Here is a 25,425-nt window from a genome sequence, read left to right as displayed (position 1 = left end):
TAGCGAACCGCATACATAACCAGTATGCCCGTTCGCTAACCCGTAGCTAGTGTCTTATGTTCAAGACAATTTAGTTTTTTTACAGCTTAGAGAGCTGCGACAACCTTATTGGTGAACATAACGAGACGTGAAACGTAACCGAACTCGTTGTCGTACCAAGCAATAACCTTGACCTGGTTACCAATAACCTTGGTCAGGGGCGCATCGAATACGGTGGAGATAGCTTCACCTTCGATGTCCTTAGACACGATGGGCTCTTCGTTGTACTTGATGATGCCCTTGAAAGCGCCCTCGGCGGCTTCCTTCATGGCTGCGTTGACTTCCTCAACGGTAACCTCGCGTGAGGTTTCGATGGTGAGGTCGGTGATGGAGCCAGTGGGGGTGGGAACGCGAACAGCGAAGCCGTCCAGCTTGCCCTTGAGCTCGGGCAGAACCAGACCAACAGCTGCTGCTGCGCCGGTTGAGGTGGGAACCATGTTCAGAGCTGCTGCGCGTGCGCGGCGGAGGTCTGAGTGAGGGGCATCCTGCAGGCGCTGGTCAGCGGTGTAAGCGTGAATGGTGGTCATCAGGCCCTTTTCGATACCGAACTTGTCGTTCAGTACCTTTGCCATGGGTGCCAGGCAGTTGGTAGTGCATGATGCGTTGGAAACGATGTTCATTGAAGCTGAATCGTACTGGTCGTCGTTGACGCCCATGACGAAGGTTCCATCGATGTTCTTACCGGGTGCTGAGAGGATGACCTTCTTAGCGCCAGCTTCGATGTGAGCCTTAGCCTTCTCACCATCGGTGAAGAAGCCGGTGGACTCGAGAACAACGTCAACGCCCAGCTCTGCCCAGGGAAGGTCAGCGGGGTTGCGCTCTGCGAGGACCTTGATTTCCTTGCCGTTGACGGTCAGGCCGTTTTCTGAAACAGCAATTTCGCCGTCGAAGCGACCCATAATTGAGTCGTACTTGAGCAGGTGAGCCAGGCTTGCAACGTCGGTCAGGTCGTTGATTGCTACAATCTCGAAACCTTCGCCGTGCTGCTGAGCTGCGCGGAAGAAGGTGCGGCCGATGCGGCCGAAGCCGTTAATTGCTACGCGTACAGTCACTGAAATCAAACTCCTAGATACAGTTAAGTGACATTCATGGACGGGTTTGCCTTGCGGCTCCCCCAGCCGAACTGTGATGGTCTTGACCATGCTTAGCTCAGCTATTGAGCTCCCGTCCGGTTCTCTTACATCCTACCCTGTTTATGTGAGTTTTGGTGTGTTTCTGTCGTTTTTACCGGTGATTTTTGGGGTATTTTGCCAAATATTGCATCATTTTCACACATAAACGGGTTCTTGAAGAGAAATATGCCGATAATGCACTCATATAACCTCACAAAACCAAATAAAGCCACACAAGAGTCGTGGGTGAAGCCCCTGGTGGTTAAGGTCAGCTGCCGGCCGGTAACGTACCATTTTTGGTCACAAGAGACGCCGACGCTCTGCACATCAGAGAACGCCGGCGGCTTAACTCGTACACGTTAACTTAGTAACCGTGAATGGTGGACTCTGTGCCAGGAAGACCCTGCTCCTGGGCTCGTTTATCTGCCATCGCGATAAGCCTGCGAATCCGACCGGCAATAGCATCCTTGGTCATCGGCGGGTCAGCAAGCCTACCGAGTTCATCTAGCGAAGCCTGTTTGTGGGCTACCCGCAGTTCGCCAGCGTAGCGCAGGTGTTCAGGTACCTTTTCCCCCAGAATTTCGAGGGCACGTTCAACCCGAGCGCCAGCGGCAACAGCGGCCTGGGCACTGCGGCGCAGGTTTGCGTCATCAAAGTTAGCTAGACGATTAGCAGTAGCGCGTACTTCTTTCCGGGCTCGACGCTCGCGCCAGTTATCGAGTGCATCAACAGCGCCCATGCGTTCAAGCAGAAGGCTAATGGTCTCACCGTCGCGGACGACCACACGGTCCACTCCGCGGACCTCACGAGCCTTAGCAATCACGTCAAGACGGCGAGCGGCGCCGACCAGTGCAAGAGCAGCTTCAGCACCCGGGCAAGTAAACTCTAAGGCCGAAGAACGGCCGGGTTCGGTGAGGGAGCCATGAGCCAAGAAAGCGCCGCGCATGACCGCTTCAGCGTCAGCCAAAGAGCCGTTGACGACAGCCGGCGGCAAGCCTCTGACCGGACGACCCCGCCCGTCTAAGAGACCGGTTTGGCGTGCCAGGGCCTCGCCGCCCTGGTCTACGCGCACTACAAAACGCCCACCGCGGCGCAGACCGCCGCCAGACACTGCAGTGATAGAAGCCTCATGCCCATACATCTCAGAGATGTTGTAACGCAGCCTCTCAGCCGTGGCCTCTAAATCAACCTCGGACTCCACCACTATTTTTCCCGCTACCAGGTGTAAACCGTTGGTAAATCGCAAGATCGTGGCTACTTCTGCTTTACGCACCGATGAACGGCTAGCCTCACACTGTGCGAGTTCTTCTTTAACCGAAGCCGTCAGGGCCATACGGTTCTCCTCCAAATATCAATGGCCCCCAGTTCAGGGGCGCAACGTGCGATCTGCGATCAGTGTTTAAAAACTTGTTTGTAGGCTGCTGCGAGTTTCAGCGGATCATGCACACCCGGCTGATCGCTTTCACTCACTGAAGCCCACAAGACCTTAGCACCCACCGCGCTTGCAGCATCTTCAAAGACTTTTTTGTCTTGAACAGTCGATGGGTCAGAAATCACAGTGTTAACCCTAATTTCTGGAGCGTATTCACGCAAAACGAGCAAGTGCTCGGCAGCCGTCATCCCCCGGGTCTCGTTAGCGTTAAGGTCCAGGTTCATCACCAGACAAATTTGGGCGCTCGTCTGCATAATAGAGTCGCGCAAACCCGGCAGAAGAAGGTGGGGCAACAAGGAGGTGTAGAAAGAGCCGGGGCCCAGGACCACCCAGTCGGCCTCTTCAACAGCTCTTACCGCCTCAGCACAGGGTTCGGTATCTTCAGGTAACAGACGCACGTTCTCAATGGTTCCAGCCCTAGCTAGTTTTGCCTGCCCCCGTACGGTTTCACGAACCGGCTGGCCGTCACTGTCTACAGAAAGAACTTCTCCCTCAATCACCATGGGTATTTCAGCCATGGGTAGCACCCTGCCGCGAGCATTGAGAAGAGCACCGGCCCAGTCTAAACCCGCCACGCAGTCATCAAGTAACTGCCAGAGAGTAACAATCAGGAGGTTACCCAAGGCATGATTTTCAAGGCTGGATGGGACGCCCTCCTTAGAAGAGCTGAACCTGTGTTGCATCGCATCACGCCAGGTGCGGCCCCAGTCAGTATCATCACAGAGCGCTGAGAGCGCCATGCGCAAATCACCTGGCGGTACCACATCCATCTCCTGACGAAGCAGACCAGATGAACCGCCGTCATCGGCTACCGTCACCACTGCGGTGAGCGACCCCGTTACCAGTTTGAGCGCAGAGAGGGAGCTCGATAGGCCGTGCCCGCCCCCCAGTGCGGTCACTTTAACCGACCGCCTTTGGCCGCTACCAATGACGGGGATAAGACTGGTTTCAGGCGGTCGAGCCGTGGTAGATTCAGCCATTATTCCCTCCCCATATCACGGTGGTGAATATTGATAATGACATCATCAAGCTGCTCTAAACGGCGGGCTATCTCTTCTGAAACCGCCACGGAACGGTGCTTACCACCGGTGCAACCGATAGCGAAGGTTGCGTAGAGTTTGCCCTCCCTACGGTAGCCCTCGATAACAGGTCGTAGCGCGCGGATATAGTTTTCGATGAATTCCTCAGTGCCAGCCTGCCCAAAGACATAGTCTCGTACAGGGGCGTCCTTACCGGTATGCGGGCGCAAATCTGGCACCCAGTGAGGGTTAGGTATAAAGCGCATATCAGCCATGTAGTGAGCATCGGTGGGCGTGCCGTATTTGAAGCCAAAGCTCATAACCGTAATACGCATGAGCCGCTCGTTATCGGGGGCGTAGGTCTCGCGGATTTTCTTGGCCAGCTGATGGACGTTGTAACCGGATGTATCAATGACATAGTCAGCTGCATCCCGCAGTTCAGAGAAGATTTCACGTTCCCGAGCAATAGCATCTGCGACCATACCACCCTGCTGTAGGGGGTGAGGGCGGCGCTGAGCCTCATACCGGGCAATAATATCTTTATCTGATGCATCCAAGAAAAGCATGGAAAAATTGACATCGGATGCCCGCAGTTTGTTAATCGCAGCCGGAAGATCGCTTAAGAGCCGGCGAGCTCGCACATCGATACCCACAGCCAACTTGGGCATAGTCTGTGGTGACTTTTTGACAAGCTCAGCCAAGGATTCAAGCATCTGGGGTGGAATATTATCGACGACGTACCAGCCCTCATCTTCGAGGGTATTGGCAGCGGTGTTACGTCCAGCACCCGAAATGCCGGTAATCACTAAAATTTGCGGTTTCGAAGCCTCATCAGCGTTCAGGAGGGACATGCTCTGCCTTTTCATTTGTGAACGACTCACTCGGTTTTAAGCCTACCGCACCGGTCAAGAACTGGGAGCAACACCAGTGATTTGCCTGCCGGCATCAGGCTGCCTAGTCTGTTAGCACCTCACCGGTGGTCACATTGATCCCGCCCTGCGGTATCTCAGCTTTTCCCGGCTGCTGTGTTGCTCTCTGTTCTTCAAAATGAGCACGAATTTTAGCCGCCATAGCTGGTCCGACCCCATTGACCTCCTGAAGTGCCTCTTCGGAAGCCTGTGATAGCTGTTTCAGCGAACCAAAATGCTTAATAAGTGCCTCCCGTTTAGCTGGTCCCAGCCCATCAACGCCGTCTAAGGCAGAAGCGACCATTGCTTTACCTCGTTTGGTGCGGTGAAAGGTGATTGCAAAACGGTGGGCCTCATCGCGCACTCTCTGAATCAGATAGAGAGCATCTGAGGTTCGGGGCAAAATAACGGGGAAATCATCCTGCGGCAACCACAGCTCTTCAAGACGCTTGGCAATACCCACCACATAGATATCGGAAATACCCAGGTCTGCCAGTGCAGCCGCCGCGGCATTGACCTGGGGTTGCCCGCCGTCCACCACCACGAGATTCGGTGGGTAAGCAAATTTAGCGGGTTCTATGGCATCAAGACGGTCAGCGTCAATCTCACCAGATTTCTGCTCGCCAGGCAGCTTCTTTTCATCCGTGAGATAGCGCCTAAATCGGCGGTAGATCACGTCATACATGCTGGCTGTATCATCACGTGCTGCATCCCCAGTGATGGTGAACTTGCGGTAATCCCCCTTCTTCGGCAGACCATCCTCAAAGACCACCATGGAGGCCACCACATTGGTCCCCTGAGTGTGGGAGATGTCGTAGCACTCAATTCTCATGAGAGGATCAGGCAGCTCAAGGGCCTCTTGCAACTCGACGAGGGATGCTGAGCGCGTGGTGATGTCTCCTGCCCTGCGGGTTTTGTGGAGTGCAAGCGCCTGCTTAGCGTTTTCTTGCACGGTGCTCATCAGCTCAACCCGTTCACCGCGTTGCGGCACGCTAATAGTCACCTTGGCACCGCGTACACCGGTCAGCCACTGCTCAAGGTGGTGCTGGTTATCGGGAAGCACAGGGACATTGATGGTTTTAGGAATTTCATGCTCATTGAAACTCTGCTCGGACGCCGTATTTCCGGCAGCCAGCGAGGCGGCAACTTCGCCGTAAACCTGAGCAAGTAGCTGTTCGGTCAGCGCCTCAGGGGTTGAATCTTCAACCTTTTCAACAATCCACCCCCGCTGACCACGGATTCGCCCACCGCGCACAAAGAACACCTGGACCGCTGCCTCAAGATCGTCTTCCACAAAATTGAAGAGGTCAGCGTCCACGGAATCTGAAAGCACCACTGCATTGCGTTCAAAGGCCTTAGTAAGAGCTTCAATATCATCGCGAAGTCGAGCCGCTTTTTCAAAGTCGAAGTCGGCAGCAGCGTCTTTCATCTCACCGGTCAGCTGAGCAATATATTTTTCTGCGCCCCCCGCCATGAAACGGCAGAGCTCCTCAGCAATCGCTTGGTGATCCTGCATGGAGATTTTGCCGGTACAGGGCGCAGAACATTTATCGATATAGCCCAGTAGACAGGGCCGACCCGAAGCCTGGGCCCGATTAAAGACCCCTGTAGCGCACGTGCGAACCGGGAAAACACGCAACAGGGCATCTAGGGTCTCACGAATGGCCCATGCCTGGGAGTAGGGCCCGAAATACCTAACCCCCTTCTTTTTCTCACCGCGCATCACCTGAGCGCGGGGGAACCTGTCTTTGAGTGTGACCGCCAGGTAAGGGTAGGACTTATCATCGCGGAAAGCAATGTTAAAACGCGGCTTAAACTCTTTAATCCAGGTGTATTCAAGCTGCAGTGATTCAAGCTCGCTGCCCACCACCGTCCACTCAACCGATGCTGCGGTGTGCACCATTGCATAGGTCTTAGGGGTCAACCCCGAGGGGTTAGCAAAATAGGAATTGAGGCGATTACGGAGATTTTTGGCCTTACCCACATAGATAATGCGCCCGTACTCGTCACGAAACCTGTAGACCCCCGGTGAGGTAGGGATGTGCCCCGGTTCGGGCCGGTAATCTGCAGGGTTCGCCACTGTGATCGTCCTTGGGTTCTAAGCTCCACTGTCGCGTTCAGCCGACGGGGATACATTATAGTCATTCTTGCGAGGCTGGCCGGAGAGCTGAGCAATAGCATCCATGATGGTATCGGTGGTCTCGCGGCGCTGCTTGCCGCTCATCGCTGGGCCGAGCTTTTCAAAGGTCATGGGCTCCCCTACCCGCACGGTAAAACGGTGAGGATAAACCATATTGGAGCCCGGCTTCTGAATCTTATCAGTACCGATTAAACCGACAGGAACCACCCTTGCCCCGGTCATATGAGCCAACCAGGCTACCCCAATCTTTCCCTTGTAAAGGTAGCCGTCACGGGAACGAGTACCCTCGGGGTAGATGCCGAAAACCTTACCGTCGTTGAGCCTTTCAAGCGCCTTATCAAGCGCTTTCATGGACTCTTTCTTGTCACTTCGGTTGACCGGGATAATATCGATGACCTGAAAGAGGGCCTTCATCAGTTTGCCGCGGACGCCCGGGGAATTGACGTACTCAGCTTTGGCGAGAAAAGCCACACGCCTGGGCATGAGCGCTGAGATAATCACCGAGTCCAGGAAAGCCAAGTGATTAGAGGCCACAATGACCGGGCCCTCTTTGGGAAAGTTTTCAAGCCCGGTCACGCGAGCACGAAACACAGTTCTCAACAAACCCTCAATACTTTTTTGGGTTGCCTTGTATTTCAGGGACATGGGAGAACTCCTTGACGTGCGTGACCTACTGCCGACGATAACTAGCCGGGTGGCTACCCGGTCTACCTGTTTAGCATACCCCCGTTTTCGCGAAATTCATGGCGAAAAGGGGCTAGGTAGCACTGAGTATCACGAGGTGAGCATTTCCGCTAAAAAACGCCCTGTGTGAGAGCCATCCACCCGAGCGACCTCCTCTGGTGTGCCGGTGGCAATGACTGTACCGCCGCCGTCACCACCTTCAGGCCCCATATCAATCAGCCAGTCGGCACTCTTGATAACATCCAGGTTGTGCTCAATGGTGATGACCGTGTTGCCCTTATCAACCAGACTCTGCAAGACCACCAGCAGTTTGCGGATATCCTCAAAGTGAAGACCGGTTGTCGGTTCATCCAGCACATAGACTGACCTGCCATTGGACCGTTTCTGCAGCTCGGTAGCTAGCTTGACGCGCTGGGCCTCGCCGCCCGAGAGGGTAGTTGCTGACTGCCCCAGACGAACATACCCCAAGCCCACGTCTACCAGAGTGTCCAGGTAGCGAGCAATCTTAGTGAAGGCTGCAAAAAAATCTGCCGCTTCAGCAATGGGCATTTCTAAGACATCCGAAATAGTCTTACCTTTATAGTGCACTTCTAGAGTCTCGCGGTTATAGCGTTTGCCCTTACAAACCTCACAGGGAACATAAACATCGGGCAAGAAGTTCATCTCAATCTTGAGAGTGCCGTCACCGGAACATTCCTCGCAGCGACCGCCCTTCACGTTGAAGCTAAACCTTCCGGGCTGGTAGCCGCGCATTTTAGCTTCGTTGGTCTCAGCAAAGAGCTTGCGAATATGGTCAAAGACGCCGGTGTAGGTAGCCGGATTGGAACGTGGAGTGCGCCCAATGGGTGACTGATCCACGTGAATAATCTTGTCCAACTGATCAAGGCCTGTAATGGTCTTGTGGCGCCCGGGAACCTGCTTAGCCCCGTTGAGCTTGTTAGCAAGAGAAGTATAGAGGATGTCGTTGACCAGGGTTGATTTGCCTGAACCTGAAACACCGGTCACCGCGGTAAGGACGCCCAGGGGGAACTGAACATCAACGTTTTTGAGGTTATTTTCGCGGGCACCCACCACTTTGATGGTGCGTTTTTTATCGATGGGGCGACGTTGTGTCGGCACCTCGATGCTCTTTCGCCCCGCCATGTAGTCACCGGTGATGGATCTCTTGTTGGCCAGCAGCTCGGTATAGGTGCCAGAATGCACGATATCGCCGCCGTGTTCACCGGCGCCGGGGCCAACGTCCACGATCCAGTCTGCCTCTTTCATGGTGTCCTCATCGTGCTCCACCACAATCAGGGTGTTGCCCATGTCGCGTAGCTTAGTGAGGGTTTCGATGAGTCTGCGGTTATCACGCTGATGCAGACCAATTGAAGGCTCGTCGAGCACGTAGAGGACGCCTACCAAACCCGATCCAATCTGCGTAGCCAGGCGGATACGCTGTGCTTCACCGCCGGAGAGGGTGCCAGCAGAGCGCGCCAGGTTGAGGTAGTCCAGGCCTACATCCAGCAGGAACTGTAGGCGGGCGTCAATCTCTTTGAGCACTAGCTCAGCGATTTGCGCTTCGCGAGCGCTGAGGGACAGCGAGCGCACAAAAGAGAGGGCATCACGCATAGGCATCTCGGTGACATCGGCGATCGAGTGACCTCCAACCTTGACTGCCAGAATGGTGGGGTTAAGACGCGCTCCGTTACAGGCTTCGCACGCCACGTTGCGCATGTACTGCTCATAACGGTCTTTAGACCAGTCAGATTCGGTCTCTTCGTGCTTACGCTTGATATAGCCGTAGACTCCTTCGAAGCCCGACGTGTAGCGGCGCTCACGACCAAAACGGTTTTTGTAGGCAACGGTGACTTTGTAGTCCTTACCGTGCAGGATTGCTTTTTTGATTTTGGCGGGAAGGTTCTTCCAGGGGGTGGTGAGCTCAAAGCCCAGTTCGTCGCCTAGACCTGCTAGTAGCCGCAGCCAGTATTCACTGGTTGACTTACCCTGGGACCAGGGGGTGATAGCGCCTTCAGCAAGTGAGAGGTCCGGGTTGGGGATGATAAGGTCTTCATCCACTTGGAGCTTAGACCCAATACCGTCACAAGCTGAGCAGGCTCCGAAGGGAGAGTTGAAGGAGAAGGCACGAGGTTCAATCTCGGTCACCTGCAGTGCATGCCCTTGAGGGCAAGCCAGGTTTTCACTAAAGCTGCGGGTTCGGTCAGCTGCTGCTGGGTCGACATCCACAAAATCAATCAGGACTTTACCATCAGCCAGGCCGAGGGCTGTCTCTACTGAGTCGGTGAGACGCTGATGCACGCTTTCTTTGATGGCAATACGATCAACAACCACTTCAATGGTGTGCTTGTACTGCTTTTCGAGCTTAGGGGCGTCTTGCAGCTGGATGGTCTCCCCATCAACCCTGGCGCGGGAATAGCCCTGATTACTCAGCTCTTTGAAAAGGTCAACGAACTCCCCTTTTCGGGCTGACACTACCGGCGCCAGTACCTGAAGTTTGGTCTTTTCGGGGTAGCCCATGAGGATGTCCACGATTTGCTGGGGGGATTGCTTAGAGATTTCCTCACCGCAGACAGGGCAGTGTGGGTGCCCCACGCGCGCCCAGAGCAGGCGCATGTAGTCGTAGATTTCGGTGATGGTACCCACGGTAGAGCGCGGGTTCTTGGAGGTCGATTTCTGGTCGATCGAAACAGCCGGTGACAGGCCCTCAATGAAATCAACATCGGGCTTATCCACCTGGCCCAGGAACATACGGGCGTAGGAGGACAGTGACTCTACGTAGCGGCGCTGACCCTCGGCGAAAATGGTGTCAAAAGCCAAGGAGGACTTACCTGAACCAGAGAGCCCGGTGAAGACGACCATGGCGTCGCGCGGGATATCCAGGTTCACGTTCTTAAGGTTGTTCTCACGGGCGCCTTGAACGCGGATGTGTGAGAGATCCTGCTTAGTCTTTTGTGGGGCTGAGCCTGCCATAGTTCACCTATCGTCTGCGGGTTTCGAATATATATTCTATACCCCAGGTGTACCCTGTGTCTGCACGTTGGGCACCGGTCAGTCTTAGGCTGGTGGCATAAAATCCTCAGCGAGGGTGATGGCCTGCAAGCCCATAGTGGAGGATGGCATCGGCATCAGCACATCGCCCACCGTCCAAGCGAGAAAATTTCCGGCACCGGGTAAAACGGTGGGCACGCCGCTCTATGGTAAAGGGGCACCGACCGGATTAGAAGGCATAGGTCCATTGTAGGTTTGCCCCGTGGGGACACCTGGGTTTCTTTTAATCTCTGTGAGAGATTGCTAGGCTTTCGCTCTATTCTTTGTAGCTCTTGGAATCTACCATGGGAGTATGACTGAAGCTGGAAAACTAATTTTTGACTCTGCCACCGTTTCCGTTCGTTCACTCGCGGTCTCGGAGATGGAGAACAACGTCTATCTCATTACCGCTAAGAGTGATGGCAGACAGGTATTAATCGATGCTGCTGACGAGTTTGAGCGCATCAACACCTTCGTGCTGGCTGCAGCCGGTGAGGACGGTGCAGGCGCGCTCCGCGAGCAGGGCGACCCTCGTATAGAAGCACTCATCACGACCCATTCGCACTGGGACCATATACGGGCACTCCCCACCGCGGTTGCAACCTACTCCCCCGCAACCTACTGCGGTGCAGCTGACGCTCCTTCCATCCTTGAGCAAGAAGATGTACAGGTCGCGCACCTCTTACAGGGCGGTGAAACCCTCACTTTTGGCGACATCACCCTTGAGGTTATTAGCCTGCGCGGCCATACTCCCGGCTCCATCGCCCTGGTCTACCAGGAGCCTGAGGATGACGGCACCCCGGTGCTCCTTTTAACCGGCGATTCCCTCTTCCCCGGCGGTGTGGGTAAGACCGACACCCCTGCTGATTTCAAGCAGCTGCTGAATGATGTGCGCGAGAGAATCTTCAGCGTATTCGACGACAACACCGTGGTACTTCCCGGTCACGGTCAGCACACCACCCTGGGTGCTGACCGCGGCAACCTTGACGAGTGGGAAGCTAGAGGCTGGTAGTACAGGTAGAAAGGACGCCGGGGCTTACTCCCGGCGTCCTTTTTGCTATAACTTTAGGTTAGAAAGCGGCTTAGAAGAGACCTACCAGCTGGCCGTCCTCATCAAAGCCGATGCGCTCAGCAGACGGCGAAGCGCCCAAACCGGGCATGGTGCGCATCGTGCCGCAGATAGCGTACACATAGCCAGCTCCAGCAGCCAGACGCACTTCACGAACCGGTAGCGTCCAGCCGGTGGGAGCACCCTTGAGGGAAGCATCTGATGAAATGGACAGGTGGGTCTTAGCGATAACCACCGGCAGGTGGCCGAAGCCCAGCGCCTCAAACTTAGCCAGCTGCTGAGCAGCAGCGGGGGCAACCTCGATACCATCAGCACCGTAGACTCTTTTTGCAACCTTCTCAATCTTGGTTGACAGTGAGTCAGAGTCCTCATAGGTGTAGACCAGATCGCTAACATCATCACAGGCAGCAACAACAGCCTTAGCCAGCTCAGTTACGCCAGCACCACCCTCAGCCACACCGCGGTGGATGGCCACGCGAGCGCCAGCTTCTTCAGCAATCGTGCGGATTGCCTCGTGCTCGGAGTCAAAGTCGCTGGGGAAGGCATTGATAGCAACAACCGGCTGAACACCAAAGCTCCGAACAATCTCAATGTGCTTAACCAGGTTTGCGGCGCCGGCCTTAACGTCAGCGGGTGACTCCTGCAACATTCCTTCGGGCAGGGGCTTGCCGGGAACGATTTTGTAGAGACCCGAGTGGGACTTGAGTGAGCGCACAGTGACCACCAGGACGGCGGCGTTGGGCTTGAGACCTGAGGTGCGGCACTTGACGTTGAAGAAACGTTCAGCACCCATGTCGGCGCCGAAGCCGGCTTCGGTAATCACGTAATCGGAGTGTTCTAGTCCCACATAGTCAGCGACTACCGAGGAGTTACCGGTGGCGATGTTGCCGAAGGGACCGGCGTGAATCAGTGCCGGGGTGTGCTCCAAGGTTTGCAGGAGGTTAGGGTTGAAGGCATCCTGCAAAAGGGCTGCCATGGCGCCGTCAGCCTTGAGATTCTGAGCAGTGACAGGCTCACCATCTATGGTGTAGCCGATCACGATGCGGGCTAGACGCTCACGCAGGTCGGTAAAGCTAGAAGCTAGAGAGACAATAACCATAACTTCGGAGGCAGGGGTGATATCGAAGCCGGTCTCGCGGGGCACGCCGTCCATGCGTTCGCCCAGACCCACGATGATGTTGCGCAGGGAGCGGTCATTCATGTCCATCACGCGGCGCCAGGAGATATTCCGGACGTCAATGTTGAGCTTATTGCCGTGGTGCAGATGGTTATCAATCATGGCTGAAAGTAGGTTGTGCGCGCTGGTGATGGCGTGAAAGTCACCGGTTAGGTGCAGGTTCAGCTTCTCCATGGGGACAATCTGCGAGTAGCCACCGCCCGATGCGCCGCCCTTGACACCAAAGACCGGGCCGAGAGCCGGTTCACGCAGGGTCAGCGTTGCCTTCTTGCCAATATGAGCCATACCCTGAGCCAGGGAAACCGAAGTAGCGGTCTTTCCTTCGCCCAGAGGTGTGGGGGTCACAGCAGTGACCACAATGTACTTGGAGCCCTTCTTCAGAGCGTTCTCAGCGGTGGTTGTTTCGTCCAGAAGAACTTTGGCAACATACTTGCCGTAAGGTTCTAAGCGCTCTTCGCCGATGCCAGTTGAAGCTGCAATCTCTGTAATCGGCTGCATGGGCGCGGCCTGCGCAATTTCGAGGTCTGAGGGGAAGGGCTTGCTCATGGTGTGAACTTCCTTGTTAACGTGCTGGGTTTGCCACCCCCAAGTTTAGTGTGCCAGCTCATCTTTACGGCATTGGTTAAGGCGTTTGACGGCTGTGTTGAAAACTGGCCCTGCGGCGCCCTACCCATGACTGTGGGCAGGACGCCGCCGATTAGGCTCGGGCAAAGATTTCAGCCGGGCTGCCCTCAGCCACCAGCTCGCCCTCCTCTAGGAGTACGGCCCGGTCAGCAAGGGAGGCGATGCGGGCATCATGCGAAATGATAATGACCGCCCTGCCCTGCATGACAGCCCTCAATGATTCACGGGCGTCCGCCAGATCAAGCTGGGTGGTGGATTCGTCCAGGATGACGGCGTGCGGGTTGGCCGCTACGATACGCGCCAGTGCAAGTTGCTGGATCTGATCCCGTGTCAGCTCGTGGGCGCTACCACCTATTTCTGTTTCCAGGCCGTTGGGCAAATGAGCAACCCAATCAGCTCCCACAGCTTCCAGGGCATCTAGCTGCTGCTGGTGGCTGGCTGCCGGCGCTGCTACCAGCATGTTCTCTGAGACTGTACCCAGAAAGAGGTGGGCTTCCTGGGTGCAGATCAGCAGGGCAGGACGCCCGGCTTGGTCCACCTGGGTGGGGTAGAGCCCATTGCCCACCGGTTGGCCTTGAACCAGGACGCTCCCCCGGTCAGCAGTTAGTGAACCAGCGATAAGTCGCGCCAGGGTGGTTTTACCTGACCCGGAGCGCCCCACTAGAGCAACTGTTTCACCGGGAAGCAGTTCCAAACTAATGGAACGAATCACCGGGTTCTGCGCCGAATAACCGTAGGTAACATCGCGCAAGCTCACCACGCTATTTTGACTGGAGCTGGGAGCTGCCTCTGCGAGCGCCGCAACTGCTGCTGATTGAGTGGAGGCCTCATCAGCGCGGGTTGCGCGCCCTTGAGCCTGATGTTCAGCTAGGTCAATCACGCCGAAGACGCGGCCCATGGTGACTGACATTTCCCGCAGCTTATCTAACCAATAGGTGAAGATATCGGCGTTGATCCGCATGTTGAAGAGCAGGATTGAAGCCGTGGCGGCGTCCCCCCAGGTTGCCCAACCGTTTTGAACGCAGACAGCGCCCCACATGATGGAAAGTACCAGCGGCAGGTAAGAGTTGAAACCGTCCAACGCCCAGTAGGTTGAGCGAATCACAACCAACCGGTCAGCGATTTGGTAAACATCCTCGGCCCGGTCTTGTTGCACCCTCAGACGTGCCTGCTGAACGCCCAGCTCCTCAATGGTGGAGGCACCGCGGATGTTCTCGGTGGACGCTACGGTGAAAGCAGAGACAGCCTCAGTTTTTTGTTTGATGCGTGCCCCGATTCTGGGGAGAAAAATGGAGAGCATTACGGTCATGACCACTACCATGGGCACAGTGACCAGACCAATGTAGGGGTTGACTGTGAAGATGGAACCAATGGTTACCAGCATCATCACCACAATGAACCCAAACTCAGGTAGACCCTGAGCCAGTACCTGCCTCACCGAGTCGATGTCGTCGGTAAGACGCGAAAGCAGGTCGCCAGAACCCGCATCCTCCACCGTTTGCGCATCCAGGCTAAGGGAGGCGTCCACCAGATCGATACCTAGGTCCCGGTTCAGACGCACACCCAACCTCTGGCCCTGAAAAGTCCAAGCCCGGGTCAGCAGAGCTCCACCTATAGTCGCTGCAGCAATAGCACCCAGGAAACCCCAGGGAAAACCGGTGAGCTGACCGGTCGAAGCCCTGTCAATGAGGAGGCCTACCGTCAATGGCATGACCAAGGAGATCAGAGAGCTAGCCACAAACAGCATGATGAGCAGGGCGAACTGCCAGGGGGTCTTTTTGACAGAACGCCATAGCAGCGCCCAAGTTTTACCTGTGGGGGTTACCGGTAGGAGTTGAGCCACGGTAATCACCGTCCTTAGCCTGTACGGTCAGCCCCACGCTCTGCGGGTCTTTGACCTGAATGAATTCAACCTTCTGGATGGAGACCGTAATAGCCTCCTGCACCTCCTGGACTCTAATGTAAGCAGGCTGGCGATGACCGGCAGCGATACGCCGCTCAGCTTCCATCGTGGTACTGACAATGTAAATTTGCTGGAACTGGCTGAGAGCTCCCCTGCCCGCCCTTGTTTCCAGCCAATCGAGAATAAACTTCTGGCTGGGTTCATCCACCGAGTTCAACGGCTCAGTGAGGACCAAAATCTCAGCCTGTTGAGCGAGAGCCCTTGCCAGCGCCAAGCGCTGACGTTGGCCACCTGATAGGTTGGTGCCTTCAGAGCTAATCTCTGCTTGTAAGTAAGCCTGAGGTTCTCTGCCGCCTAGTCGGAAAGCAATTTCTTCAGAGTCAGTGATTTTCAGAAGTTCAACCATCAGCTCATCGTCTAGCCCCGCTGTGCCCAATTGCAGGTGATCGCGCAGGGTTCCTGCAAAGATCATAGGGTTGGGTTCTGAGAGCAGGACGCGGCGCGGGGTGGTGTTACTCATGTGGGCTTCACGTTCGCGCAGGGAGGCAGTGAGTGCTTCGGCGTAGTCCTGGGCTGTCAGCTGATGGTCACGAGGGTTGATGTAGTGAACAACGGTGTCGGTCTTAGGAATATCAATGTACGCACCCTCGCTTCGAGCATGGACCTCATTCTCGTCATCTTGGGCCGCGCTTTCGACGTCAGCTTCTAGTCGGTGTACGCGTTTAAGAGCCACCCGGGCATTACGCCAGGAAAACAATAGCATCTCAACTGACCAGATGGGGCCCGTCAGCGTGTTGACCAACCCAACGATAGTGACCAACTGCCCGGCGGGAATATCAGTCATCCATATACCGTCCTGCAGTACACCGCGCAGGGCAAAAGCGATTGCCAGCATGGTCACGGTGCCCACCAGGAAGTTACGAGCGGCAAAGGACCAGGTTTGCACGCTCTCAAGTTTGAGCTGAGCTGTATAAACTTCCTGCGCTGTGTTCCGGTATCGGCCCATCATGCGGTTCTGCGCCCCCAGGCCCAGAATGGTACGGATAGATGAGGCGATGTCGCTAGCTTTTGAGGTGCTCTTACCGACCGTCTCACGGAAGGCGTCCGAGTGTTTCTCAAGCACCTTAGAAATCCAGGTCAAGATGCCCAGAGTCAAGAGCAAACCCACCAGAGAAACAAGCGCAACAGCCGGGCTAATACGCCAGAGCTGGTAGGTGCCAAAAACAGTGACGCCCAGGGAGGATGACGCTAGAAGCATGGGGTGCCAGAGCATGGACAGGCTCCGAGAATCCTTATTTAAAATTGCAATCAACGCACCGGTGTCACGCTGAGTGGATTGACGCATCAGCTGACCAATGTAGAGCTTCCAATCCCGTTCCAATCGTGCCACCACACGGAATGTAATGCCCCAGGCAGCCCGCTCATTGAAGGCAAAGTACAGGATGATAGCAACCATCCACCACATGAGTTGCCAGGCCCGCTCTGTATCCCCAGCCAAATGCAGGTCAATAATACGGCCCACCAAAACTGGTAGATAAACCAGCATCAATGATGAAATCAGGTCTAAGACAAAGGGTAAAAAGTGGACGGGTCGCCAACGCCACCCCGGTGGGGCCAATCGGAATTTTTGTTGAGGGTCTTGGTCTTCTGCTATCTCTGCCACGGTTGCATCCTAAAATCTCTGGTATCAAGCGTCATTGTACGGTGTTGACGGTGAAGCTCCCATCAGAGATAGGTCCCTGCCGCACCAACCCTCATCTCTTCGAAGGATGTACGGGTCAGGGCATGAAAAAACCTACCGGTGAAGAACTTCGCTCACCCGGTAGGTCACAGCACTAACAACTAGCTTAACCAGTTCTAACTGGGGAAACCCGCGGGGAGATGTTCATGGTTCCACATTTTGTATTCATGGTTTTCTCCCCCTTTCAAGATTTAGTGTGCGGTTGTGTCTACAGCTACAGTACAGATACATCTCAGGGTTTGACAAGGGTCACACTGAATTTCTTGAGCGCATATGCCAAGGAAGGCAACGTAAGGAACTCCCGGCACCGGGTGAGCTTCTAGCCTACTGAACTTCACCCTCCTGGCACGGGCGCACCCCGCGTTTCCTCCCCCAACGAAGCCAGCCTCATCAAACAATGCCCTAAGCGCAAGGTGACGCACTAGAATGGGAAGCATCATGAAGATCCTTGAACATCTCTCCCCTTCCCTTGCCGATCCCCAGAATAAGTACTTCCGTGGGGATTTTGCATCTAACCCGCTGACCGGCGATGAAGCCTACGAAGCGTTTTTGGGCTGGATTGCAGCCCGCGGTATGGAGCTCTACCCTGCCCAGGACGAGGCGGTTCTTGAGCTAGCTAACGGCAACAATGTCATTCTGGCGACCCCTACCGGTTCCGGAAAGTCGACGGTTGCGGTGGCGGCGCACTTTATCGGTCTGGCTGCCGGCCAGCGCTCCTACTACACCGCGCCCATTAAGGCGCTGGTGTCTGAGAAGTTCTTTGATCTTTGCGAAATCTTTGGGGCTGAGAACGTGGGTATGGTGACCGGTGATTCGTCCATCAACGCCCACGCCCCCATTATCTGCTGCACCGCAGAGATCCTTGCCAATATCGTCCTGCGCGAGGGCGAGGGCGCAGACCTCACCCAAGTGATCATGGACGAGTTCCATTTCTACTCTGACCCTCAGCGCGGATGGGCTTGGCAGGCTCCCCTGCTGGATCTGCCCCAGGCACAGTTTTTGCTCATGAGCGCCACCCTGGGCGATACCCTGCGCTTTGAGAGGGAAATGACCGAGCTGACGGGCAGGGAGTCAGTGCTGGTCACCAGTGAGACCCGCCCCATCCCGCTGAACTACGCCTACAGCCGCGAACCGCTGGTCGAGACCGTCAATGAGCTGGTCAGCACCCACCAAGCCCCGGTCTATATTGTTCACTTCTCTCAGGTGCAGGCCATTGACACTGCGGCCTCCCTGATGAGCTTGCCGATTGCGTCCAAGGATGATAAAGAACGCATCAACGAGCTCACCGCTGGTTTTCGCTTCTCGGCGGGTTTCGGCAAGACCTTGCAGAAGTACATCAAGAACGGCATCGGCATTCACCACGCCGGCATGTTGCCCAAGTACCGCCGACTGGTAGAGCAGCTGGCGCAGGCGGGTCTGCTCAAGGTCATTTGTGGTACTGACACCCTGGGCGTGGGTATCAACGTCCCCATCCGCACCGTGCTGATCACTGCCCTCTCTAAGTTTGACGGCCAGCGCACCCGCCGCCTCAAATCCCGTGAATTCCACCAGATCGCAGGACGCGCAGGCCGAGCTGGCTTTGACACCGCCGGTTATGTGGTGGTGCAGGCACCCGAGCACGAGATCGAAAACGACAAGCTTGAAGCTAAGGCACGTGCCAAGTTTGATGGCGACGAGAAGAAAATGGCTCAGTCCCTACGCGGCAAAAAGAAGAAGCCGCCCCAGGGCTTTGTGGCGTGGAGTGAGAAAACCTTTGAGCAGCTGGTTGAAGCTGAACCCGAGCCGCTTACTTCCTCTTTCCAGCTCACCCACTCCATGATGCTCAACATGCTACAGCGGGAGGCTGACCCCTTTAAGACCGTCATGCTCTTCCTCACCGCCAACCACGAGCCGCCGGTCAAGCAGCGGGCGCTTAAGCGCAAGGCGATTGGTATCTACCGTGAGCTACTCAACGGTGGCGTGGTCGAACGCCTGCCGGAGCCTGATGAGTTCGGCCGCACCGTCCGCCTGACCGTCTCCCTGCAGGAGAACTTCGCCCTCAACCAGCCGCTCTCCCCCTTCGCGCTGGCATCCCTGTCCCTGCTGGATAAAGAATCACCGGACTTCGCCCTGGACGCTGTCTCTATTATCGAAGCTACCCTTGAACGCCCCCGCCAAGTGCTCATTGGTCAGGAGAAAAAGGCTAAGAGCGAAGCACTCGCCGAGATGAAGGCTGAGGGCATGGACTACAACGAACGCATGGCTGAGCTGGACAAAATCACCTACGCCCAGCCCCTAGCTGACCTGCTGGAGCAGGCCTTTGAGACCTACTCAGCTGGTGCGCCTTTCATGAAGGAGTTCGAGCTAGAACCCAAGAGTGTGGTGCGTGATATGTACGAGCGCGCCATGGGCTTCGGAGACTTCATCAAGTACTACGGCTTAGAGCGTTCAGAAGGCATTCTGCTGCGCTACCTATCGGACGCCTACAAGGCACTGCGCCAGACGGTGCCGCTCTCGGCTCTGACCGACGAGCTGACCGATATTATCGAGTGGCTAGGTGAGGTCATCCGTCAGACCGACTCCTCCCTGGTAGATGAATGGGAACGCCTGGCAAACGGTGAGGACGCCATGCCGGTGCAGGATTCTCTGGAGGAACTGGTTGCTGAATCAGCTCCCAAGGTGACTGCCAATTCGCGTGCTTTCAAAGTGATGGTGCGCAACGCCCTCTTCCGTCGCGTCGAGCTATTTGCCGACGAACGCGAGAAGATTCTGGGTGAGCTGGACGGCGAGCGCTCTGGCTGGGACGCTGACCGTTGGGCCGATGCCATGGATGACTTCTTCGACGATCACGAGGATATCTACACCGATGCTGATGCGCGCTCACCCAAGCTTTTCGAGCTGGATGACGATGTTTCTGAACACCCCGGTGTGTGGAAAGTCCGCCAGGTACTGGCTGATTCTGATAATGACCACGACTGGGCGATTACTGCCGAGATTGATCTAGCTGCTTCAGACGAAGAGGGCTCGCCGGTGGTACGCATTCTTGATGTGAAGGCCGCCTAATAAAATATATCGATTTCGCAAGACTATAGAAACTCGATTCAAAAGGATGATGGGTGCCTTCTAGTAGAAGGCCCCCATATATTTTTCTTTGATGTTCTGATTTCTATTCACCGTAGGAGTAGAATTTAGCTACGCTTTGAACCGCTGAAAAGGAACTGATATGGCTACAAAGACGCAGGCTGCAATTGAAGTTGCGAAAAAAATTTATGCAAGCGAATTAATACGCAAGGAGGTAAGACGCCTGGCCAAGGACCCCAAGGTTCAGGAAGCGACTAAGAATGCTGCGTCAAAGGTTGTAGCAGCGGCTAAAGAGCGCGCCAGTGCTAGGCCGTCTCCACTCAAATCAGGCAAAAAATGATGGCTACGGAAGATCGTTATACAGAGCTGTTTGCCACAGCCTTTGATGAAGAAGTTAACGAGAAATCTGACGAAGTCGCTCCCGTGATAGATGCTATTTTCAAGATCGGTGGATTAGTAACCCAGGTCAACGAAGATACCCATATACCCTCTTTACGGTACGTTCTAGACATAAATGAGGAAACTGCCAAAGATATTGCCGATGGGGTTATTAAATTAACGAAGAATAAAGAGGGAAAGGTATTCGCTCAAATATCCGAAAATGGAAAATTTGGGAGCAAAATACCCATCAAAAAGGAGATCATAAATAAGGCTTCAGACCCTGCTCTTGCATTTACCCAGCTGCAAATGCAGGCACTTCAACATCAGATGCAGGAAATCGTAGAGGTACTGAAAGAAATTCAGCACGAAGTTAAAAACATCACGACTAGCTTGCATGATGACAGGGTTGCTCTCCTTGATTCAGGGAAATGTCTCATTCTTGAATCGGAAAAAATCATTGATGAGCAATGTAAAAAGATGACTTTATCCTATGCACAGTCACAGCTATCTTTGGCAGCTTCACAGATTCAACGTGAAACAACACGGGAAATATTACAGCTCATTGAGGGGAGCTATCCTTCAAAAATTGGGAACCGTTCTAAAGAAATAGCCAAACGTATGAAAAAAGTGGAGACCAACCTCGCACATATTCATGAAGTTTACATTGAAAAAGCCAAAGGGTACCTACTCATCGACGAGAAGGCAGCCTTCATTGAAGTTCTATTAGAGTATTCTGCCTTTCTCCGCCAGTCGATCGCCGGCAACGCAAAGCCGTTAGCAGAACTGGATCCTGGAATTAAATACTTCGATGGCAGTGTATGGGACCAAAGAACTAAAAGCATTGAGGCTCTGGAGAATTTTAAGGCCAGCGACTCACTTACTTCCACAGTATTCATTGCTCAAATAGAGGAATAGCATTATGAAAGACAAAAGAATAAAAATTTGCTCAGCAGAAAAGTGTTTTAACAAAAGTAAAAGGATATACGAATCCACCGACTCATTCTGCTCTGAATGCTCCAACACCCTCGTCCTGGCCTGCAAAAAATGTAAATCTGAGATTGCCGATAAAGGACCAGAATACAACAGGTGCCTTGCATGTAAAGCCAAGTCTCATGACCTCAGAGATAAAGCCACGGGAGGGACCGGTTTCGCAATTGCCGTAGCTATTGTCGCAAAGAAATATGCTCCCACGTTAATTAATATGGTCAAAAAGTAGATTCTACGACTTCCTGATAAAAGTATATAAATAAAAAGACTTTTCTTCTACCAAAATATTGAAATTTTAATGAATGCGATAGAAAACCCCTGGCCCCACCTTTCAGTGGGGCCAGAGCTTGAGGTTCTAGAGCAGGCCGCGGCGCTTGAGCAACGGCTGGATGTCAGCCTCTCTACCGGTTAGCTCCTTGAACCCTTCGGGGATGGGCTTAGACCCGCCGATAGCCAGGATGTTGCGGCGGTAGGCATCACCGTTCTCACGGGTCAGCCCGCCGTTGGCTTCGTACCAGGCGACTGTGTCCGCATCAAAGACCTCAGCCCACAGATAGGAGTAATAACCGGCTGCATAACCACCCGAGAAGGTGTGGTTGAGGTAGCTGGTACGGTAGCGGGATTCGATCAGCGGGTGCCAGAGCCCGGCGTCCTGCAGTGCCTGCTGTTCAAAGGCCAGCGGGTCAGCCACGGGTTCACCGGCAGAGCTCGCCGGGAGGGTGTGCCATGCCCAGTCCAGCACTGCAGCGCGCAGGTATTCTACGGTTCCCTGCCCCTCGCCCCACTGCTCAGCTTTCTTGACGCTGTCAATAAGCTCCGCAGGCACGGGCTCGCCGGTCTGGTAGTGCAGGGCATAGTTGGGCAGAATCTCCGGGTGAAGAATCCACATTTCGTTGACCTGGCTGGGGTACTCCACGATGTCCCGCTCCACGTTGGTGCCGGACATCGAACGGTAGGTGGTATCTGAGAGAAGACCGTGCAGAGCGTGCCCAAACTCGTGGAAAAGGGTCCTGAGCTCGTCAAAGTTAACGAAAGCTGGCTGCCCAGGTGCCGGGGCTAAAATGTTGAGGTTGTTGACTACCACCGGCTTGGTGCCCTCAGCATGAGACTGGTCGACCAGGTTGTTCATCCAGGCACCGCCACGCTTGGTCTCACGGGTAAAGAAGTCGCCCAGGAAGAGACCGATGCCCGTACCGTCCGCATCAAAGACCTCCCAGATACGCACCTGGGGGTGGTAGCCGGTCAGGTCGGTGCGCTCGGTAAAGCTCAGGCCGTACACTCGCTGGGCGGCATAGAAGACGCCGTCTTCCAGTACACGATCTAGCACGAAGTAGGGCTGCAGGGCAGCTAGGTCGACGGCATATTCTGCGGCTTCAACCCGATCGCTGTAGAACATCCAGTCCCAGGGTTCAATCTTGTCGATACCGTCGGCAGTTGCGGCAGCAGCAATTTTCTCCGCCTCCCTGTCAGCGTTCGTCATGGCAGGGGCGCTGGTCTGAGTAAACAGACGCTCCACGGCATCGGGGGTCTGGGCAGTACGGTCTGCCACCGCGAGCGCAGCAAAGGCATCAAACCCCAGCAGAGCGGCTTTCTGAGCACGCAGGTCAGCAATTTTTGCCGCCAGGCTCCAGGTGTTATCACCACGCTCGGTACTGGCTTTGTAGATGCGCTCACGCAAACTACGGTTCTCTAACTGAGACAGAATAGTTTGCTGGGTAGGTAGACCAAAGGTAATTAACCAACCGTTTTCATGCCCGGCGTCTTTGGCTGCTGCCCGTGCGGAGGCTCGCCCGGCCTGGCTGAGCCCAGCTAGATCCTTCTCGTCGGTCACCAGCACTGCAGCGGCGTTGAGATCCTTGGTGACCTGCTGGCCGAACTCGGTTTCGGCACGGGCGATGGTGAGGTTCAGTTCAGCCAGGGTAGCCCGGTCTTCTTCAGATAGAGCAGCGCCTGCCAGCACAAATTCCTGGTGGTACTTCTCGGTGAGGCGAAGCTGCTCCCCTACCAGCCCCAGTTCGTGGCGGCGGGCGTAGACGGCGTCCAGCTTGGCAAATACAGCGGGGTTAAGATGCAACTCGTTAGCTAGCTCGGTCAAAAGCTCGGTAACGGTGCCTTCTAGTGCCAACAGTTCATCGGTACCATCCGCTGAAGTGATGTTATAAAAGATGGTCACCGCACGGTAAAGGGTGTCCGAAGGACCTTCCAGAACAGCTACTACGTTATCGAAAGTCGGCTCATCTGTGCTCTGGGCAATACGGGTGTAAGCCGCCCGAGCTTCAGACAGCCCGGCTTTAATGGCAGGGAGGTAGTGCTCCGTGCGGATGCTTGCAAAGTCAGGGAGCTGGTAAGGCAGGGTGGAGGCTGCCAGCAGGGGGTTCTGTTCAGTCATACCCACCAGGTTACTGCACAGTCCATCCCGGCAACCCTCATCTGTCACTAAAAAACTTGAGTCTGCACCTGCATAATAGTCAGCTGGAGACAGTAGTTGGCTTCCTCCATGGAGTTAACTTCAGCAGCAGCACAGCAGAGGGAAAGACCGTCTGATGAATGCGCAGTGCTTCCTCGGCGCACCCATTATTATGCAACCCGAGTCAATCAGCTCAGAAACCCCGGGGTGACCCCCGCCGAATTGGCTGGTCACCGTCAGGATGTTGACTAGAGTAGAAGCGAAACATTTCATAACAGCCCCCATGCAAAGGAGCATCATGGCAGCCCCCCACCACCCAACTTTTCCCGCAGCAACGCACAGGGTGGGAGCTACCCACAGCTTCGGTAATCTCAAACTCATTGACCACTGGTTCACGGTGCCCGCCACCCACGGTCTCGTCTATGGCAAGGGAGCGGACGCCGCGGCGTCCTCACGTTTTGCACCTCACAGCATCACCATTTTCGCCCGCGAAATTATTGACACTTCCTCAGCCCTCATGAGTGAGGTGGAGAGCCGCCCCTACATGGTCTACCTACAGGGCGGCCCCGGTGGTAAAAGCCCGCGCCCGGTCTCAGATGGAGGCTGGGTTGCAGAACTTGCTAAAACCCACCGGCTAGTGCTCTTGGATCAGCGCGGCACGGGTAACTCCACTCCCCTCACTGCACGCACACTTTCGGCGCTGGGCAGCTCCGACATTCAGGCCGAATACTGCGAACTTTTCAGGGCGGATTCCATCATCGCAGACGCTGAAGTGGTGAGAGGTTTCCTCCTAGCTGACCGCAGCGATCAGCGGTGGAGCACCATGGGTCAGAGTTATGGCGGTTTCCTCACCCTCAGTTATCTCTCCTTCGCCCCCGAAAGTATCAAGGATTCGCGGATGACGGCGGGTTTGGCGCCCATCCGTGCTCACGTTGATGAGGTCTACCGCCATACCTATGAGCGGGTGGCAGAGCGCAACCGAGAGTACTACGGGTGGTACCCCGAAGATGAAGAGCTAGCTGTTCGTATTGCTGACCACCTTGCACATCGAGAAGAACTCCTGCCCACCGGCGAGCGCCTCACCCCGCACCGCTTCCAGATGCTGGGCCATCTGTTGGGTGGCAACGGGCGGGTGCACGGGTTGCACTATATTCTTGAGTCAGCTTTCGCGGAGTCCGGGCAGTGGCTATCGGACCAGTTCTTGGCAGATGTCAACGCCCTGGTCAGTTTTCAGGGTAACCCTCTGTACGCTCTCATGCACGAGACCATTTACGCCGATGGTACCGACTCCCCCTCCGCTTCGCCCACGAGTTGGTCCGCAGCCCGTATGCACAGTGAAAGAGAAGATTTCGCCCCGGACGCTACAACTCTACTTTTTACCGGCGAACATATTTTTCCCTGGTATTACCAGGAAGACCCTGCCCTGCGTCCCCTGGCGGAGGTAGCGGAGATACTAGCGCAGAAGGATGACTGGGGCCGTCTCTATGATCACCAGCAGTTAGCTGCTAACCAGGTACCGCTGGTAGCTGCAGCCTATGTTCCCGATATTTACGTGGACTACCAGCACTCCATGGCAACCGCTGATTGGGTAGGCAATACTCTGGTTTGGACATCTCAAACCCACCACCACGATGGTCTGGGTCAAGACGGCACTCTGATTCTGGGACACCTTAAAAACCTGCTGGCCGATATGTGCTAATCATCCCAGAGACGCC

Annotated in this window: 18 protein-coding genes; 6 read left to right on the top strand and 12 right to left on the bottom strand. The window is 55.1% G+C overall.

Going from position 1 to position 25,425, the window contains the following annotated elements:
• Nucleotides 1-86 precede the first annotated feature (86 nt).
• From gap to M3668_RS11020, 8 genes are all read right to left on the bottom strand, one after another.
• Nucleotides 87-1,091 (bottom strand): type I glyceraldehyde-3-phosphate dehydrogenase, encoded by a 1,005-nt coding sequence (gap, locus tag M3668_RS06240; RefSeq protein WP_251379963.1) that lies wholly within the window; start codon nucleotides 1,089-1,091, stop codon nucleotides 87-89.
• 424 nt (nucleotides 1,092-1,515) lie between these two features.
• Nucleotides 1,516-2,484, bottom strand: coding sequence for a DNA-binding protein WhiA (whiA, locus tag M3668_RS06235; protein WP_251379962.1), 969 nt, complete (start codon nucleotides 2,482-2,484; stop codon nucleotides 1,516-1,518).
• Between the two features lie 59 nt (nucleotides 2,485-2,543).
• The gene (locus tag M3668_RS06230; protein ID WP_251379961.1) at nucleotides 2,544-3,563 is read right to left on the bottom strand and encodes a gluconeogenesis factor YvcK family protein; all 1,020 of its coding nucleotides are present in this window, start codon (nucleotides 3,561-3,563) and stop codon (nucleotides 2,544-2,546) included.
• Nucleotides 3,563-4,453: an RNase adapter RapZ gene (gene rapZ / locus M3668_RS06225; protein ID WP_251379960.1), complete on the bottom strand. Its 891-nt coding sequence runs from the start codon at nucleotides 4,451-4,453 to the stop codon at nucleotides 3,563-3,565. The genes M3668_RS06230 and rapZ overlap by 1 nt, the downstream gene beginning before the upstream one ends.
• 103 nt (nucleotides 4,454-4,556) lie before the next feature.
• The gene (gene uvrC, locus M3668_RS06220; RefSeq protein WP_251379959.1) at nucleotides 4,557-6,590 is read right to left on the bottom strand and encodes an excinuclease ABC subunit UvrC; all 2,034 of its coding nucleotides are present in this window, start codon (nucleotides 6,588-6,590) and stop codon (nucleotides 4,557-4,559) included.
• Between the two features lie 18 nt (nucleotides 6,591-6,608).
• Complete coding sequence (locus M3668_RS06215) at nucleotides 6,609-7,295, bottom strand: lysophospholipid acyltransferase family protein (protein ID WP_251379958.1); 687 nt, start codon at nucleotides 7,293-7,295, stop codon at nucleotides 6,609-6,611.
• A 129-nt stretch (nucleotides 7,296-7,424) separates the two neighbouring features.
• Nucleotides 7,425-10,304, bottom strand: coding sequence for an excinuclease ABC subunit UvrA (uvrA, locus tag M3668_RS06210; protein WP_251379957.1), 2,880 nt, complete (start codon nucleotides 10,302-10,304; stop codon nucleotides 7,425-7,427).
• 84 nt (nucleotides 10,305-10,388) lie between these two features.
• On the bottom strand, nucleotides 10,389-10,520 hold the full coding sequence (locus tag M3668_RS11020) for a hypothetical protein (protein WP_285835759.1): 132 nt from the start codon (nucleotides 10,518-10,520) through the stop codon (nucleotides 10,389-10,391).
• 154 nt (nucleotides 10,521-10,674) lie between these two features.
• Between M3668_RS11020 and M3668_RS06205 the strand changes: the two genes are divergently transcribed.
• The gene (locus M3668_RS06205) at nucleotides 10,675-11,373 is read left to right on the top strand and encodes an MBL fold metallo-hydrolase (RefSeq protein WP_251379956.1); all 699 of its coding nucleotides are present in this window, start codon (nucleotides 10,675-10,677) and stop codon (nucleotides 11,371-11,373) included.
• 70 nt (nucleotides 11,374-11,443) lie between these two features.
• Here M3668_RS06205 and M3668_RS06200 read toward each other — a convergent pair whose 3' ends face one another.
• From M3668_RS06200 to M3668_RS06190, 3 genes are all read right to left on the bottom strand, one after another.
• A complete protein-coding gene (locus M3668_RS06200) occupies nucleotides 11,444-13,153 on the bottom strand; it encodes a formate--tetrahydrofolate ligase (protein ID WP_251379955.1) in 1,710 nt (569 codons plus the stop codon).
• 151 nt (nucleotides 13,154-13,304) lie between these two features.
• Nucleotides 13,305-15,074: an ABC transporter ATP-binding protein gene (locus tag M3668_RS06195; RefSeq protein ID WP_251379954.1), complete on the bottom strand. Its 1,770-nt coding sequence runs from the start codon at nucleotides 15,072-15,074 to the stop codon at nucleotides 13,305-13,307.
• Nucleotides 15,040-16,797 carry an ABC transporter transmembrane domain-containing protein gene (locus tag M3668_RS06190; protein ID WP_251379953.1) on the bottom strand — a complete coding sequence of 586 codons (1,758 nt, stop codon included), beginning with the start codon at nucleotides 16,795-16,797 and terminating at the stop codon, nucleotides 15,040-15,042. Before M3668_RS06190 ends, M3668_RS06195 begins: the two co-directional genes overlap by 35 nt.
• A 516-nt stretch (nucleotides 16,798-17,313) precedes the next feature.
• Here M3668_RS06190 and M3668_RS06185 point away from each other — a divergent pair.
• From M3668_RS06185 to M3668_RS06170, 4 genes are all read left to right on the top strand, one after another.
• A complete protein-coding gene (locus M3668_RS06185; protein ID WP_251379952.1) occupies nucleotides 17,314-19,917 on the top strand; it encodes a DEAD/DEAH box helicase in 2,604 nt (867 codons plus the stop codon).
• Nucleotides 19,918-20,077: 160 nt separating this feature from the next.
• A complete protein-coding gene (locus M3668_RS06180) occupies nucleotides 20,078-20,275 on the top strand; it encodes a hypothetical protein (RefSeq protein ID WP_251379951.1) in 198 nt (65 codons plus the stop codon).
• Nucleotides 20,275-21,231 (top strand): hypothetical protein, encoded by a 957-nt coding sequence (locus M3668_RS06175; RefSeq protein WP_251379950.1) that lies wholly within the window; start codon nucleotides 20,275-20,277, stop codon nucleotides 21,229-21,231. Before M3668_RS06180 ends, M3668_RS06175 begins: the two co-directional genes overlap by 1 nt.
• A gap of 4 nt (nucleotides 21,232-21,235) precedes the next feature.
• A complete protein-coding gene (locus tag M3668_RS06170; protein ID WP_251379949.1) occupies nucleotides 21,236-21,532 on the top strand; it encodes a hypothetical protein in 297 nt (98 codons plus the stop codon).
• Nucleotides 21,533-21,658: 126 nt separating this feature from the next.
• Here the strand turns inward: M3668_RS06170 and M3668_RS06165 are convergent, their stop codons facing one another.
• Nucleotides 21,659-23,692, bottom strand: coding sequence for a M3 family metallopeptidase (locus M3668_RS06165; RefSeq protein ID WP_251379948.1), 2,034 nt, complete (start codon nucleotides 23,690-23,692; stop codon nucleotides 21,659-21,661).
• Between the two features lie 316 nt (nucleotides 23,693-24,008).
• Between M3668_RS06165 and M3668_RS06160 the strand changes: the two genes are divergently transcribed.
• Nucleotides 24,009-25,409 carry an alpha/beta fold hydrolase gene (locus tag M3668_RS06160; RefSeq protein WP_251379947.1) on the top strand — a complete coding sequence of 467 codons (1,401 nt, stop codon included), beginning with the start codon at nucleotides 24,009-24,011 and terminating at the stop codon, nucleotides 25,407-25,409.
• Nucleotides 25,410-25,425: the final 16 nt, after the last annotated feature.

The organism is Rothia sp. P100 (genome assembly GCF_023712425.1).
Lineage (GTDB): Bacteria > Actinomycetota > Actinomycetes > Actinomycetales > Micrococcaceae > Rothia > Rothia endophytica.
The sequence above is the reverse complement of the archived record's forward strand: the minus strand, read 5'-3'. Positions and strand labels throughout refer to the sequence as shown.